Here is a 13,541-nt window from a genome sequence, read left to right on the forward strand (position 1 = left end):
CTGGCGAACACGTGCAATGCCTTGGTATGCAGCGACACATGCAGTGTCGTGGCCCCCGGACGAATCTCTCGCCGTTGGCCCAGCCTCTGTGAAGAAGGAGAAGTTGAATGCCTTACGAACCGAATGACCGCCTGCTCCGGCATTTTGAAGAAAACGGGGCCGACCTTACGCAACAGGTTGAAGCTCAGCTCCAGCAGATCGCCCCCAACAGCCCGAATATCCCCCTGTATCGCGACATGATCCTGACCGTGCTGCGCATGGCCCAGGACGACCGCAACCGCTGGAACGCCAAGATCACCTTGCAAGCCATTCGCGAACTGGACCACGCCTTCCGCGTACTCGAACAGTTCAAGGGGCGCCGCAAGGTCACGGTGTTCGGCTCGGCACGCACCCCGGTGGAAAGCCCACTGTACGCCTTGGCCCGCGAGGTGGGTGCCGCACTGGCCCGTTCGGACCTGATGGTAATCACCGGTGGTGGCGGCGGCATCATGGCGGCGGCCCACGAAGGGGCAGGCCTGGAGCACAGCCTGGGGTTCAATATCACCCTGCCGTTTGAACAGCATGCCAACCCGACCATCGATGGCACCGAGAACCTGCTGTCCTTCCACTTCTTCTTTACCCGCAAGCTGTTCTTCGTCAAGGAAGCCGATGCGCTGGTGTTGTGCCCGGGTGGTTTCGGCACCCTGGATGAAGCCCTGGAAGTATTGACCCTGATCCAGACCGGCAAAAGCCCGCTGGTGCCGGTAGTGTTGCTGGATGCGCCCGGTGGCGGTTTCTGGCAAGGCGCCCTGGACTTTATCCGTAGCCAGCTGGAAGCCAATCGCTACATCCTGCCCACCGACCTCAAGCTGGTACGCCTGGTGTACAGCGCTGAAGAGGCAGTGGAAGAGATCAATCAGTTCTATGCCAACTTCCATTCCACGCGCTGGTTGAAACGTGAGTTTGTGGTGCGCATGAATCACCCGCTCAGCGATCGAGCGCTGGCTCATTTGCAGAGTGAATTTGCCAGCCTGCGGTTGAGCGGAGAATTCCAGCAGCTTGCCTATACCGGTGAGGAGCATGATGAGCCGAAGTTCAGCCATTTGACGCGGTTGGTGTTCAACTTCAATGGCCGTGACCAGGGCCGGTTGCGGGAGCTGGTGGATTACATCAACTTGCCGGAGAACTGGGCGCAGGCTCAGGGGAAGACGCAACAGCGGGTAGCGCCGCAGCCGGCGTGAAATCCAGAAACGCAGGATCCAGAAACGCAAAAAGGCCCGCTATTTTCATAGCGGGCCTTTTTTGGGGGCTTCAGGTTTGGTGTTTCAGGTTTAGATCGAAGGTGAGGTTATTGGGGCTGCTTCGCAGCCCAGCGCGGGGCAAGCCCGCTCACCACAAGCAAGCCCGCTCGCCATAACAAGGCCGTTCACCGCACAACAAGGTTGTTCAGTCGTCCATATCTCGACCGCTGAGTAAGCGGCTGATCATCTCCATAGAAAAACCGCGATAACTCAAGAAGCGTCCCTGCTTGGCGCGTTCCCTGGCATCAATGGGGAGATGACCCGAGAATTTGCGGCGCCAGGTGTCCTCCAACTGCGCCTGCCAACTGATACCGCACTCACGCAAGGCAAGGTCGATATCGGCGCGCTGTAAACCGCGCTGGCTCAGTTCTTCGCGAATACGCGCAGGACCATAGCCGGAACGGGCTCGGTAGGAGACAAAACTTTCGAGATAACGGGATTCCGAAAGCAGCCCCTCTTCCGTCAACCGGTCAAGGGCGGTTTCGATCATCTCAGGTTCCGCACCGCGCTGACGCAGTTTACGCGTCAGCTCGACTCGACCATGCTCGCGGCGAGCGAGCAGGTCCATTGCGGTGCGCCGAACAGCGACAAGTGTATCCAGTACAACGGTCATCGTTTATTTCAGATGTCAGTGTCGGCTTCTTCTACTTCTTCAACCGGCTCGCGGTTGGCGGCAGCTTTCACGTCTGGTGTTGGGGTCAGCAGTTTGTCGCGGATCTGCTTCTCAAGCGTGGCAGCGATGTCCGGGTTGTCCGCCAGGAACTTGGCCGAGTTGGCCTTGCCCTGACCGATCTTGCTGCCATTGTAGGCATACCAGGCACCGGACTTTTCGACGAAGCCGTGCAGCACGCCCAGGTCGATCATCTCGCCGTTCAGGTAGATACCCTTGCCGTAGAGAATCTGGAACTCAGCCTGGCGGAAAGGCGGAGCCACTTTGTTTTTCACGACCTTGACGCGGGTTTCGCTACCCACAACCTCGTCACCCTCTTTCACCGCGCCGGTACGGCGGATGTCCAGGCGGACCGACGCGTAGAACTTCAGCGCGTTACCACCGGTGGTGGTTTCCGGGCTGCCAAACATCACGCCGATCTTCATGCGGATCTGGTTGATGAAGATCACCAGGCAGTTGGCGTTCTTGATGTTACCGGTGATTTTACGCAGCGCCTGGGACATCAGGCGGGCTTGCAGGCCCACATGCATGTCGCCCATTTCGCCTTCGATTTCAGCCTTGGGTACCAGGGCTGCCACGGAGTCGACCACGATCACGTCGATGGCGTTGGAGCGCACCAGCATGTCGGTGATTTCCAGGGCTTGCTCACCGGTGTCCGGCTGGGACACCAGCAGGTCATCAACGTTGACGCCCAGCTTGCCGGCGTATTCAGGATCCAGGGCGTGCTCGGCGTCGACGAACGCGCAGGTGGCGCCCATTTTTTGCGCCTGGGCAATCACCGACAGGGTCAGGGTGGTTTTACCGGAAGATTCAGGACCGTAGATTTCAACGATACGACCTTTTGGCAGGCCGCCAATGCCGAGCGCGATGTCCAGACCCAGAGAGCCAGTGGAAATAGCCGGGATCGCCTGACGGTCGTGATCGCCCATACGCATTACGGCACCCTTGCCGAATTGACGTTCGATCTGACCCAGGGCCGCAGCCAAGGCTTTCTTCTTGTTGTCGTCCATTAAAGTCCTCACGTAATCAATAAGGCCTGACGGCCAACACCTGTATAAGTAGACAGTATTGTTCCACAAAGATCGGAGATCGCCTACCCCTGATTTTCTATTTCTGCTGCAGCTCGTCGCAACAAGCCCTCCAGCGCGGCCTTCACCGTTTGTCGGCGGACCTCATCGCGGTTGCCGGAGAAGTGCGCAAGCTCGGCCGTGACCTCCTCGCCAACGCCAAAGGCCAGCCACACGGTGCCCACCGGCTTGTCCACCGAACCACCATCGGGCCCCGCCACACCGCTGACCGCCACGGCAAAGCGCGCCAGGCTTTTCTCCTGGGCGCCGCGCACCATGGCCTCCACCACTTCCTGGCTGACCGCCCCAACCTTTGGAAACAAGGTTTCCGGCACATTCAACTGCCGGGTCTTCTGCCGATTGGAATAGGTGACATACCCCGCCTCGAACCAGGCCGAACTCCCCGGGATCCGCGTAATGGCCTCGGCGATACCGCCACCGGTACAGGATTCGGCCGTGGTGACGTGGGCATTGAGCATCTGCAGGCGGCGGCCCAGGTCAGCGGCAAGTTGAGTGATTTCCTTCACGACGGTCTCCAGAAGTGGGCGGGGGTTTGCCTACCCTACAGGAGCAAATCGCTCATGCAAGCGACAGACTGGAACAAGAGATTAGCGGGCGACAGCGTGCACATACGCCTGGCAAGCGCGCAAGGCGATCAGTCCTTGGTCGCCGGCATCGGTGATGCCGATAATTCGCTGAGCATGCGCCGGGTCAAGTCGGGCTCGTGCGGCTGCATGAACCAGGCCGCCGGTGGTGGTGGTACTTGGCACTGCGCAGCCATCGGCGGCTTCGGTGGCGTCGAGAAGGACTGACAACCGCACATCAGCAGTGGCCAGACGGTCGCGCAGAGCAGCCTGGTTACGTTGGGCATCGCTCAACTCCCGAGCATGGTGTTGGTCGCTGGCACTGAGCTGTTGCTCCAGGGCCAGCCGTTTGTCCTGTTCAGCCTGTTGTTGATGCAAGGCCGCCTGGCTTCGCTGGCTGAGCGCCTGTGCATGGGCAGAAGCCTGGCGCTCAAGCTGTACCCCCAAGCGCCAGGCCTGGACCTGCCAGGTCACCGCCACCAACAGGCAAGCACCGATCAGTTGGTAGGCCCCTAGGAAACGCATAACACCGCCTTCGCCCGCGCCCACAGCCGCAAGCGATCCTCCAGCCCATTCAGCCCGCCATTGATACGCCGTGTAATGGTGGTGAACTGGTCCTTGTCGGCCAGCTCATTCAGGCCATTGACCTGCCAGAACCAGGCGGCCGACTCAGCCGCCCCTTGGGGTTGCTCCAGCAACATCGGCTCCCGTAAAAGACGATCATCACCAAACAGCGCCTGGCTGCATGCCAGGTAATTGCGCCGACCGGTGATCTGGATCAGTCCTCGGCCACGGTACAACTGGCCATCGCCATCCGCTTCGGGGCTATTGCCCAGGCGCGCGGCCAGGCTGCCGGTGTCGTATTTGCTCAGGTAGTAATCGCTGCCCAGTTCACGGACGTAACGCAGTTCGGCGGATTCGTGGCCAATCTGGGCGAGGAAGGCGGCGATGCGCTTCGCACAGTTGATCTCGAAACGAACGAAAGCCGCATTCAAGGGCATTAAAAAAACGCCCGCTCTAAGGCGGGCATCCGGCATAACGTCAAGCAGCTGGGGGAGTGTTATCACCATTGGTTTTACTCTCGAAAAGTAGCTATATCGACAACCCACCGGCCGTGATCGAACTGCGGTATCCCGTCGCCGGATCGCCGACATGAACCACCTGCTTTATCGACCAGCGCCCCTGCATATAGGACGGCCAGCTCTCATCCAGCACTAACAGGCCTTCCGCGGCCAACAATGGATTGCCCGGGCAATCGATCAGCAACTTCAAATTTTCACGCCCCACACGACGCAGTTCACCTTCGGCAACGGCGCGGGCTTCGGCTTCGTTCTGGTAGCGTTGGCGCAAGGTTTTGAACGGTGCATTCCCCACCTGGACGACGCGCTGCTTGCCGGCGGAGACATCCCACCAACTGGCACGGCAGCCTTGGTATTTCGAGCGGGATTTTTCGTCGAGCTTGGCGGTGATAAAGCCTTGTTCACCGGGGCGGGGTTTACACCGGTGATCTGGATACTCGGGGCGAGGGTGACTTGCACGTTATCCGTGCGCGCCGCATTGAGTTCCTTGCTCACCGCATTGGGTGCAGGCAGGCGATCCGTTGAGCCGAACAGTTTGTCACCGAGCCAACTGCCTGCCTCGCTGCCGAGCAAACCACCGATTGCGCCACCGACAGCGGTGCTGAGGCCTGAGCCGACGGCGTTTACGCCACCGACAGCGGTGCTGAGGCCTGAGCCGACGGCGTTTACGCCACCGCTGCGTACGCCTTGAACCACATTGACTTGAAGAGAAATTTCTCAGCCATAACAGACCACCGAGCAGAACAGTGCCGGTACCGCCAAGCCACGCGAACGTGTGCCTGGCCCCAGGTCGTTAGGATCCATCGCCACTCCATAGAGAAAGGTGGCCGAAGTACGACCTGTACAAATGAGTTAGCCCCAGCAGCACTCCCAGCTTGGAGCAATGGGTGTGGTGGAGCCGAAAACGAAAAGGCCCCCCACGATGGCGGGGGTATTGGAAAGATTCACGTGGCTTACGTAACAAACAAGATGGCCGACTCTAGAGTCGGCCAGGTCTCGCTTATGGCAGCAGATCGTAGGTCAGGAACAGCGAGGATGAGCCCGAGTTAGTGGCGATCCAAAGCCCATACCCCGCCGGTAAAGTGACGGGGAACTGCAAGGCATTGTAGGTCGCCGCTACCGAAGCCAAAACAACAGGCTTCGTCTTGTCGGTGGCCCCGGTGACGGGGGTTGTGCCAGTTGCGAGGATCGAATACTGCGTACCGAGGAAAGAAGCCGTTCGAAGCACTGCTCCATTGGTGTTCATCGCAGGATTGATGACTTGAACTACGCTGGCACTGGATTCGCCAGAAAACAATTTAGAGCCGATTGGTTGTGCGTCCATGTTTTCACCTATTGAGTCGAATGATTTGTCGCGGAGGATTCCGCTTTCATGTCGCTCAAAGGCGATTGCTCGAGGCTCGTGGCCTTCCCATGATTCAACGTCCCGCATCGGGAACATTTGATCTGGAGCTCTGTAAACCCACCCGTACGGGCGAGAAGTCTTTTGCAGTTACCGCATCTGAGTTCTTTCAACATCTGCAAGTCCGTTTATTTATCTGCTAGGCTCCGTCCCGCTCGCGCGAGCAGTGAGGGCCCTGGCTGGCTTGCAGGCTAGATCTGCGATCTGGCGTCTCCTTAGGGTGTTAGTGCACCCTCTGGAGTCGCCCTCTCTTTTTTCGATCTCAACAAAAAGCCCTGAACTTGTCGGGGCTTTTTGCTTTCTTCCGGGCACAAAAAATCCGACACAATGGCCGTTTTTTGTGAATCATCATGATCGGCCTCAAGGGCTCGAGTATCTGCAGTTGCGCGCACCGGCGCTGTGGAACGCATAGTCGATCCAACTTGGGTTCACGCGGCCGTCCAAGCAAGGGCAGGAGTCGGCGTAGGTTTGCAGCAGTTGCTGCGCGGCCGCTTGGGTCAGCAGTCCGCTTTCGTTGTCGAGGCTGACCTTGAGTCTGGCCGCGCTCTGCGGCGCGCGGGTGGCGACGTAGTCGACGACAAACGCCTTGAACTCCGCCAGCAGTGGTTCGAACTCATCGACCGCGATAATCGCCGGCTCCGCCAGTTGGTTCTGGCCTGGGATCAGCATGCTCATGTCACAACCTCGAAGGATTGTTGGCGGTTTTTCCAGGTGCCGGCAAAACGCAGCAATAACCCGGCGCCCTGGCGGGTGGCGACGATGACCTGGGGCTGGAAGTCGACAATGCCGTTCTGGCTGTTGTAGAACGCTTGCGCGGCATGGCTTTGGGCGAGGATCAACAGGTCATCGCCAAGGTTCTGGCCGAGCAGTTGCGGGATCATCGAGCCGTTAATCCAGTTGAAGGTGTGGCTGGCATCGTCGTAGTCGCTTTGGGTGCCATCCTGATGGCGCCGCCGGGTCAGCGAGGCCACGCTGGACACCGGTGGAAACAGACTACTGTTCAGCCCGAACAGCGCCACAGACTGCATGCCCCCTTCCCCACCGCCGTAGTTGAGCAACAGGCATTGCTCGCCCACCGACGGAATACGGGTTTCGGTCTGCGCACCCGCGCTGGGGTTGAAGAACCGAATCGCCGGGGTAAGCAACTCACCATGGCTGACCTTGCAGGTATTGCTGGCAGCGTCGACCTCCTGGCACACGCCAATGCGGCAGAAACTGTCCGCGCGTCGATACAGGTCTTCGAGCTGGGCTTCCATTTCCGCCAGGCGCTCGACAATCGGCCCCAGTTGCATGCGTAACAACGCGTCGAACATGGACTACTCCTGCAGGGGCCGATATTGATCCGGATCGTCGATGTCCGAGACTTCCCAGGTGCGGGCAAACAGCGGTGTGCCGGTGGGGTCTTCGAGCAACGACGGGCCGAGATAGAGGGTTTGGGTGAAGGACACGGTCCAGGTGTCGTAGTCCGTTTCGGCGCTGGCGAGCCCAGAGGGCGCCGCGACGACGGCCGTGGGTAAATCGCACTGGTCCGACGGCAGGCCCCAGCGGTTATCCAGGGCCAGGTCCATCAATTGGCTGGCCAGGTCGCACGCGTCAAAAGGCGCCGCCGCGCTGGCGACCGTAACCCTGAGTGATACCGACAAGGCATGCGCCTTGCGCCCTTCACGGGAACGCACACCGGGGCCGTTGCGTTCCACGCTGATCAGCACGCCAGTGTGATCCCCGGCGCCGCCAACGTCCTGGTGGTTGCCTACCTGTAATTGTGGGAAGGCACGCTTCAGCGCCCCCTCAATGGCTACAGGCAGTTGGGAGGGTTTTTCGATAAGTGTCATCAGTTGCGTCCTTGCAGCCGTTACTGCTGATCCGAGCGGGATGTCGGCGCTTCGTTGACCCCGATGCGCTTGGCCGCCCAGCGTTCATAAAGGCCGATGGCGACGTCTGCGCCGGCCATGGCCGTCAGGCAACCAATGGCGCCGGCGGTCCAGATCGACATGCCGGCGGCGTAGCACAGCATCAATGCCGAAACCCCGCAGACCATGCACGCCCCGGACCGCAGGGCCAGACGCCGGACCAGCGACCAACCGCGGGCACCCTCCTTGTCGGCACGCCACATTTCGCCGGATACGCCGCCAATCAGCGCCAGTGCGATCACCAGCCAGATAGGCATTTCCGCTAACGCTTGCTGCTCGTTTGTCATGTCACGCCTCCTGGCTGAGCAATGCCGGCAACGCACCGGCTTTTGGGTAAATCCATGTATAGGTAGGCATTCCAAAAAGCCCGGTTGCCCAGGCTTTTCAGTAATGCGGTCCAGCGTCGATCTTTCGGCGCTACTGGCGCGGTACGGATCTTTCCTCGATGTTTTTCCGACCACGATCCCTGTCTGCCGGATAACTGCTTCTGGTGCTTTACGCTGCACACCCGGGTCAGTTGCCAACCCTCTGAACCGTTAAGGCCGGTTCATCGCTGCCTGTTGCTGAAGCGGTGTCACTAAAGAGCGTCGGCATCCTTGCCGGTGTTGCCTGGCATCCCTGCCATCGCTCTGATGGCGTCCTTGCCGATGTTGCGTGCCTTCCTTGTCTTCCTTGGCAGCATCCTTGCCGCCTCCACCAGGCCTTGTTGGCTGGCTTGAGATGAAGGATATGCATGTATGCATATACAGTCAATGCACAAATGCATTTATTTCACCATGATAATGCACTGATGCATTTCATGCCTTGCGGGCAAAGGGTTTGGCGATTTTCCACGGGCGAAAAAAAGCCCGCTCGATGGCGGGCTCTCTCTTACGCAAGGAGGTTAACGGGCGTACATCCCCCACCAGAACACATGACCGAGGATGCTGATCTGCTCATCCTGGATATCCTGGAAGCTGTAGTCCTCATCCGGGTGTTCATCGCGATTGAAACTGCGCAGGCGAATCCCGGAAGGCAGGCGATAGAGCTGTTTAACCCGCAGCTGGCCATTGTGATTGATGGCATACAAGTCGCCATCGACGATGTCGCCGATGCCACTTTTGCCAGCATTCACGCCGACCGTCGCGCCGTCGCGCAGTACCGGCAACATACTGTTGCCGCGCACCGTCACACACTTGGCCTGGTCGAACTGCACACCGTTATGTCGCAGGCTGCGCTTTCCAAAACGCAGGCTGGCCTTCTCGCTTTCCTCGATGACGAATCTTCCTGATCCAGCAGCCAATTCAACCTCGCGCAGAAAGGGGATCGACACCTCGTCATCATTAACGGGGGTGTCATCGTCCCACAGGCTTATATCCTTGAGTTCCGAATGCGTCGGGTCGCGCCCGTCATCGCGCAAAGCCCCCACCGCCGCACGCCCGCGCAGTTGATCGGTGCTGACGCGGAAGTACTCGGCGATACGCGAGATGTGTTTATCCGACGGATCAACGATCTTGCCGCTGAGAATCCGGGACAACGTGGATTGAGGCACGCCGGTACGCCGGTGAAGCTCCGTGGGGGAGATCCGGTCGCGGTCCAGCAGTTCTCTTAAGACGATAGAAACGTTGCGTTTTTGCATAGCGGCGATAGTGACGGGGGTTTTTGGGGTTGGCAAATGCTAATTTGCATCATTCATGCATTAATTATGCACTCGCAATACCTTTCAGTGGACCTGCTTCAATCGAAAGCGCATCTTCAGCGCCGGATTCATTGTGCTCGGCAGCGCCTTATATCTGCAAAGGGACCGCCTCTGCTATCGTGCGGCCTCTCACAGAAATGGAAGCATCGAAGAATGGGCTCATGGAAGACGCTGGCGATCGCTGCCGTGGCAGTGATCGGCAACCCGGTAGCGGCGGCTGAAAACGCCAACCCTTTCGATAAAGCGCTGATGTACACGACGTTCGTGCCCACCATCCTGATTGGGGGAGCCAGCGTTCTCACGACCGATGCGCCAAAGCTTTTCACATCCTCCAAAACCGATGCCCTCGCCTTTATCGGTTCGGACGGCGAGATCCGCGGTGCTGAGTTCGAACAGGCATCTCGGTACTATCGCGCGACCTACGCCTCGCCTCTTATGTCCGACATGCAACTGGCCAAGGCGATCGCCTCATCGTACTGAGGGAGGCATTTTCGGCTGCGCGCCAATAGCGACACGTCCCTGCGCATTTAAACAAATGCGCCATCCCACTTTGCGTTTTACCTATCCGTTTGCGACCTGCGAAGGGCCGACCTCGCGTGTTAACCTTGCAGCCATTGCAAAATCAGCAGGGCCGAGCGCCCCACCTTTGCCCCACTCCTTTCAACGAATTTGCCTATTATCCAATGAGTAAAAACACGTCCGATCTGTCCTCCCACACCCCGATGATGCAGCAGTACTGGCGCCTGAAAAACCAGCACCCTGATCAGTTGATGTTCTATCGCATGGGCGACTTCTACGAGATCTTCTATGAAGACGCGAAGAAGGCCGCCAAGTTGCTGGACATCACCTTGACCGCGCGCGGGCAGTCGGCGGGGCAGTCGATTCCGATGTGCGGGATTCCTTACCACTCGCTGGAGGGTTACCTGGTCAAGCTGGTGAAGCTGGGCGAATCGGTGGTGATCTGCGAGCAGATCGGCGATCCGGCCACCAGCAAGGGCCCGGTGGAACGCCAGGTGGTGCGCATTATTACGCCGGGGACGGTGAGCGATGAGGCGCTGCTGGATGAGCGTCGCGATAACCTGATCGCCGCGGTGCTGGGCGATGAGCGCTTGTTCGGGCTTTCGGTACTGGATATCACCAGCGGCAATTTCAGCGTGCTGGAGATCAAGGGCTGGGAAAACCTGCTGGCGGAGCTGGAGCGCATCAACCCGGTGGAGTTGTTGATCCCGGATGATTGGCCGAAGGATCTGCCTGCGGAAAAACGCCGTGGGACCAAGCGTCGCGCGCCGTGGGATTTCGAGCGTGACTCGGCACTGAAAAGTCTATGCCAGCAGTTCTCGGTGCAGGACCTTAAAGGCTTCGGTTGCGAAACCCTGACCCTGGCCATCGGCGCTGCGGGTTGCCTGCTCAGCTATGCCAAGGAAACCCAACGCACCGCCCTGCCGCATTTGCGCAGCCTGCGCCATGAGCGCCTGGACGACACCGTGGTGCTCGATGGCGCGAGCCGTCGCAACCTGGAACTGGACACCAACCTGTCCGGCGGGCGTGACAACACCCTGCAATCGGTGGTCGACCGCTGCCAAACCGCCATGGGCAGCCGTCTGTTGACCCGCTGGTTGAACCGTCCGTTGCGGGATTTGACGGTGCTGCAGGCGCGCCAGACGTCGATTACCTGCCTGCTGGACGGCTATCGCTTTGAAAAGCTGCAGCCGCAGCTGAAGGAAATCGGCGACATCGAGCGCATCCTGGCGCGGATCGGCCTGCGCAATGCGCGACCCCGTGACCTGGCGCGTCTGCGCGATGCCCTCAGCGCCCTGCCGCAACTGCAAGTGGCAATGACCGAACTGGATACGCCGCACCTGCAACAGCTCGCCGTAACGGCCGGTACCTACCCGGAACTGGCAGCGCTGTTGGAAAAGGCCATTATCGACAACCCGCCGGCGATCATCCGTGACGGCGGCGTGCTCAAGACCGGCTACGACAGCGAACTGGACGAACTGCAGTCCCTGAGCGAAAACGCCGGGCAGTTCCTGATCGACCTGGAAGCCCGCGAAAAAGCTCGCACCGGCCTGGCCAACCTGAAGGTGGGCTACAACCGCGTGCATGGCTACTTTATCGAGTTGCCGAGTAAGCAGGCCGAGTCGGCGCCCATCGACTATCAACGCCGCCAGACACTCAAAGGTGCCGAGCGTTTTATCACCCCGGAGCTGAAGGAGTTTGAAGACAAGGCGCTGTCGGCCAAGAGCCGTGCCCTGGCCCGGGAAAAGATGCTCTACGAGGCGTTGCTGGAAGACTTGATCAGCCAGTTGGCGCCGCTGCAGGACACCGCCGCCGCCCTGGCGGAGCTGGATGTGCTGAGCAACCTCGCCGAACGGGCGCTGAATCTCGACCTGAACTGCCCGCGGTTTGTCAGCGAGCCGTGCATGCGCATCGTGCAGGGGCGCCACCCGGTGGTGGAGCAGGTGCTGACCACGCCGTTCGTCGCCAACGACCTGTCGCTGGACGATGATACGCGCATGTTGGTGATCACCGGTCCGAATATGGGTGGTAAATCCACCTACATGCGTCAAACCGCGTTGATCGTACTGCTGGCGCATATCGGCAGTTTTGTGCCGGCAGCCAGTTGCGAGCTGTCTCTGGTGGATCGCATCTTCACCCGGATCGGCTCCAGCGATGACCTGGCCGGTGGCCGTTCGACCTTTATGGTGGAAATGAGCGAGACCGCGAATATCCTGCACAACGCCACCGAGCGCAGCCTGGTGCTGATGGACGAAGTGGGTCGCGGCACCAGTACGTTTGACGGCCTGTCCCTGGCATGGGCGGCGGCCGAACGGTTGGCGCATCTGCGTGCCTATACGCTATTTGCCACCCACTACTTCGAACTGACGGTGCTGCCGGAAAGCGAGCCGCTGGTGGCCAACGTGCATCTGAATGCCACCGAGCACAACGAGCGCATCGTATTCCTGCACCACGTGCTGCCAGGGCCGGCCAGCCAGAGTTACGGGCTGGCCGTGGCGCAATTGGCCGGCGTGCCGAACGACGTGATCACCCGTGCCCGCGAGCACCTCAGCCGCCTGGAAACCACGGCCCTGCCCCATGAAACCGTGGTGGCCAGCCCTGCCAAGGCCAGCCGCAAACCTGCTGCGCCGCACCAGAGCGATATGTTCGCCAGCCTGCCCCATCCGGTGCTGGATGAATTGGCAAAGCTTGACCTGGACGACTTGACGCCGCGAAAAGCGCTGGAAATGTTATATGCACTGAAGACTCGGATATAACGCTCACGCTTGCAAGCTGATAGACTCTCGCGCGGTTTGGGATGCTGCTGGCTCTTAGCCTGGCCTGCAGACTATCGCTCCCGAACCTCGCGAGCCCTACCACAAAGGGTTTCGCTGCCGCCGCCTGAGGAGAGAATTAGAAATGACCTTCGTCGTCACCGACAACTGCATCAAGTGCAAGTACACCGACTGCGTAGAAGTGTGTCCGGTGGACTGCTTCTACGAAGGCCCGAACTTCCTGGTCATCCACCCGGACGAGTGCATTGACTGCGCCCTGTGTGAACCTGAATGCCCGGCCGTCGCCATTTTCTCCGAGGACGAGGTCCCGGCGGATATGCAGGAATTTATTCAGTTGAACGTCGAGCTGGCGGAAATCTGGCCGAATATCACTGAGAAGAAAGAACCGCTTCCAGACGCGGAAGAGTGGGATGGCAAGAAGGGCAAAATCAAAGACCTTGAGCGCTAACGCGCTGCTGCCCTCCCAAAAAGGCCCCTTGCGGGCCTTTTTTGCATTTAGGGGCAGGCGTTCACTTTTCTACAGGCAAAAAAAGGGGCGGTATGACCCGCCCACATTTTTTCCCTAGTCCCTGTGTTCC

14 protein-coding genes and 5 pseudogenes are annotated in these 13,541 nt (G+C 59.6%); 4 read left to right on the forward strand and 15 right to left on the reverse strand.

Going from position 1 to position 13,541, the window contains the following annotated elements; translation table 11 throughout:
- The first annotated feature begins 107 nt into the window (after positions 1-107).
- Complete coding sequence (locus tag BFP99_RS29735; RefSeq protein WP_065926513.1) at positions 108-1,220, forward strand: LOG family protein; 1,113 nt, start codon at positions 108-110, stop codon at positions 1,218-1,220.
- Between the two features lie 205 nt (positions 1,221-1,425).
- Here BFP99_RS29735 and recX read toward each other — a convergent pair whose 3' ends face one another.
- From recX to BFP99_RS29795, 15 genes and pseudogenes are all read right to left on the reverse strand, one after another.
- Positions 1,426-1,893 carry a recombination regulator RecX gene (gene recX / locus BFP99_RS29740; RefSeq protein ID WP_012722522.1) on the reverse strand — a complete coding sequence of 156 codons (468 nt, stop codon included), beginning with the start codon at positions 1,891-1,893 and terminating at the stop codon, positions 1,426-1,428.
- Between the two features lie 8 nt (positions 1,894-1,901).
- Entirely contained in the window at positions 1,902-2,960 is a 1,059-nt protein-coding gene (gene recA / locus BFP99_RS29745; RefSeq protein ID WP_065926514.1) for a recombinase RecA, read from the reverse strand.
- An 83-nt stretch (positions 2,961-3,043) separates the two neighbouring features.
- Positions 3,044-3,544, reverse strand: a complete 501-nt coding sequence (locus tag BFP99_RS29750; protein WP_065926515.1) for a CinA family protein — start codon at positions 3,542-3,544, stop codon at positions 3,044-3,046.
- Positions 3,545-3,625: 81 nt separating this feature from the next.
- A complete protein-coding gene (locus BFP99_RS29755) occupies positions 3,626-4,126 on the reverse strand; it encodes a lysis system i-spanin subunit Rz (protein WP_065948865.1) in 501 nt (166 codons plus the stop codon).
- Positions 4,114-4,671: a glycoside hydrolase family 19 protein gene (locus BFP99_RS29760; RefSeq protein ID WP_065926517.1), complete on the reverse strand. Its 558-nt coding sequence runs from the start codon at positions 4,669-4,671 to the stop codon at positions 4,114-4,116. The genes BFP99_RS29755 and BFP99_RS29760 overlap by 13 nt, the downstream gene beginning before the upstream one ends.
- Before the next feature lie 22 nt (positions 4,672-4,693).
- Positions 4,694-5,092 (reverse strand): annotated as a pseudogene (locus BFP99_RS29765) (phage late control D family protein); the annotation flags it as partial.
- A 273-nt stretch (positions 5,093-5,365) separates the two neighbouring features.
- Positions 5,366-5,484, reverse strand: a pseudogene (locus BFP99_RS32550) (chemotaxis protein); the annotation flags it as partial.
- Positions 5,485-5,680: 196 nt separating this feature from the next.
- On the reverse strand, positions 5,681-6,004 hold the full coding sequence (locus BFP99_RS29770; protein ID WP_065949013.1) for a hypothetical protein: 324 nt from the start codon (positions 6,002-6,004) through the stop codon (positions 5,681-5,683).
- An 8-nt stretch (positions 6,005-6,012) separates the two neighbouring features.
- Entirely contained in the window at positions 6,013-6,198 is a 186-nt protein-coding gene (locus tag BFP99_RS32555) for a Com family DNA-binding transcriptional regulator (protein ID WP_083221280.1), read from the reverse strand.
- A 373-nt stretch (positions 6,199-6,571) separates the two neighbouring features.
- Positions 6,572-6,757, reverse strand: a pseudogene (locus tag BFP99_RS29775) (baseplate J protein); the annotation flags it as partial.
- Positions 6,754-6,969 (reverse strand): annotated as a pseudogene (locus BFP99_RS33400) (phage baseplate protein); the annotation flags it as partial. The pseudogenes BFP99_RS33400 and BFP99_RS29775, both read right to left, overlap by 4 nt.
- Positions 6,967-7,395, reverse strand: a pseudogene (locus tag BFP99_RS29780) (phage baseplate assembly protein V); the annotation flags it as partial. The pseudogenes BFP99_RS29780 and BFP99_RS33400, both read right to left, overlap by 3 nt.
- A 3-nt stretch (positions 7,396-7,398) precedes the next feature.
- Positions 7,399-7,914, reverse strand: a complete 516-nt coding sequence (locus BFP99_RS29785) for a hypothetical protein (RefSeq protein ID WP_065948866.1) — start codon at positions 7,912-7,914, stop codon at positions 7,399-7,401.
- A gap of 20 nt (positions 7,915-7,934) precedes the next feature.
- Entirely contained in the window at positions 7,935-8,279 is a 345-nt protein-coding gene (locus tag BFP99_RS29790) for a phage holin family protein (RefSeq protein WP_027604569.1), read from the reverse strand.
- 596 nt (positions 8,280-8,875) lie between these two features.
- The gene (locus BFP99_RS29795) at positions 8,876-9,610 is read right to left on the reverse strand and encodes a LexA family transcriptional regulator (RefSeq protein ID WP_083221282.1); all 735 of its coding nucleotides are present in this window, start codon (positions 9,608-9,610) and stop codon (positions 8,876-8,878) included.
- 213 nt (positions 9,611-9,823) lie between these two features.
- On the opposite strand from BFP99_RS29795, the gene BFP99_RS29800 reads away from it, so the two are divergent.
- From BFP99_RS29800 to fdxA, 3 genes are all read left to right on the forward strand, one after another.
- Positions 9,824-10,150, forward strand: a complete 327-nt coding sequence (locus tag BFP99_RS29800) for a DUF2388 domain-containing protein (RefSeq protein WP_065926521.1) — start codon at positions 9,824-9,826, stop codon at positions 10,148-10,150.
- Between the two features lie 203 nt (positions 10,151-10,353).
- Positions 10,354-12,945, forward strand: coding sequence for a DNA mismatch repair protein MutS (gene mutS / locus BFP99_RS29805; RefSeq protein ID WP_065926522.1), 2,592 nt, complete (start codon positions 10,354-10,356; stop codon positions 12,943-12,945).
- A 142-nt stretch (positions 12,946-13,087) separates the two neighbouring features.
- Complete coding sequence (gene fdxA / locus BFP99_RS29810) at positions 13,088-13,411, forward strand: ferredoxin FdxA (RefSeq protein WP_053137462.1); 324 nt, start codon at positions 13,088-13,090, stop codon at positions 13,409-13,411.
- Positions 13,412-13,541 lie beyond the last annotated feature (130 nt).

Source organism: Pseudomonas sp. 1 R 17 (genome assembly GCF_900067035.1).
Classification (GTDB): Bacteria; Pseudomonadota; Gammaproteobacteria; order Pseudomonadales; family Pseudomonadaceae; genus Aquipseudomonas; species Aquipseudomonas marginalis.

Excerpts from the sequence above, each read along its gene's own strand:
- BFP99_RS29735 (WP_065926513.1), top strand. The coding sequence starts at position 108 with ATGCCTTACGAACCGAATGACCGCCTGCTCCGGCATTTTGAAGAAAAC.
- BFP99_RS29770 (WP_065949013.1), bottom strand. The coding sequence starts at position 6,004 with ATGGACGCACAACCAATCGGCTCTAAATTGTTTTCTGGCGAATCCAGT.
- recX (WP_012722522.1), bottom strand. The coding sequence starts at position 1,893 with ATGACCGTTGTACTGGATACACTTGTCGCTGTTCGGCGCACCGCAATG.
- BFP99_RS29760 (WP_065926517.1), bottom strand. The coding sequence starts at position 4,671 with ATGGTGATAACACTCCCCCAGCTGCTTGACGTTATGCCGGATGCCCGC.
- BFP99_RS29790 (WP_027604569.1), bottom strand. The coding sequence starts at position 8,279 with ATGACAAACGAGCAGCAAGCGTTAGCGGAAATGCCTATCTGGCTGGTG.
- BFP99_RS29795 (WP_083221282.1), bottom strand. The coding sequence starts at position 9,610 with ATGCAAAAACGCAACGTTTCTATCGTCTTAAGAGAACTGCTGGACCGC.
- mutS (WP_065926522.1), top strand. The coding sequence starts at position 10,354 with ATGAGTAAAAACACGTCCGATCTGTCCTCCCACACCCCGATGATGCAG.
- BFP99_RS29785 (WP_065948866.1), bottom strand. The coding sequence starts at position 7,914 with ATGACACTTATCGAAAAACCCTCCCAACTGCCTGTAGCCATTGAGGGG.
- fdxA (WP_053137462.1), top strand. The coding sequence starts at position 13,088 with ATGACCTTCGTCGTCACCGACAACTGCATCAAGTGCAAGTACACCGAC.
- BFP99_RS29755 (WP_065948865.1), bottom strand. The coding sequence starts at position 4,126 with ATGCGTTTCCTAGGGGCCTACCAACTGATCGGTGCTTGCCTGTTGGTG.
- recA (WP_065926514.1), bottom strand. The coding sequence starts at position 2,960 with ATGGACGACAACAAGAAGAAAGCCTTGGCTGCGGCCCTGGGTCAGATC.
- BFP99_RS32555 (WP_083221280.1), bottom strand. The coding sequence starts at position 6,198 with ATGTTGAAAGAACTCAGATGCGGTAACTGCAAAAGACTTCTCGCCCGT.
- BFP99_RS29800 (WP_065926521.1), top strand. The coding sequence starts at position 9,824 with ATGGGCTCATGGAAGACGCTGGCGATCGCTGCCGTGGCAGTGATCGGC.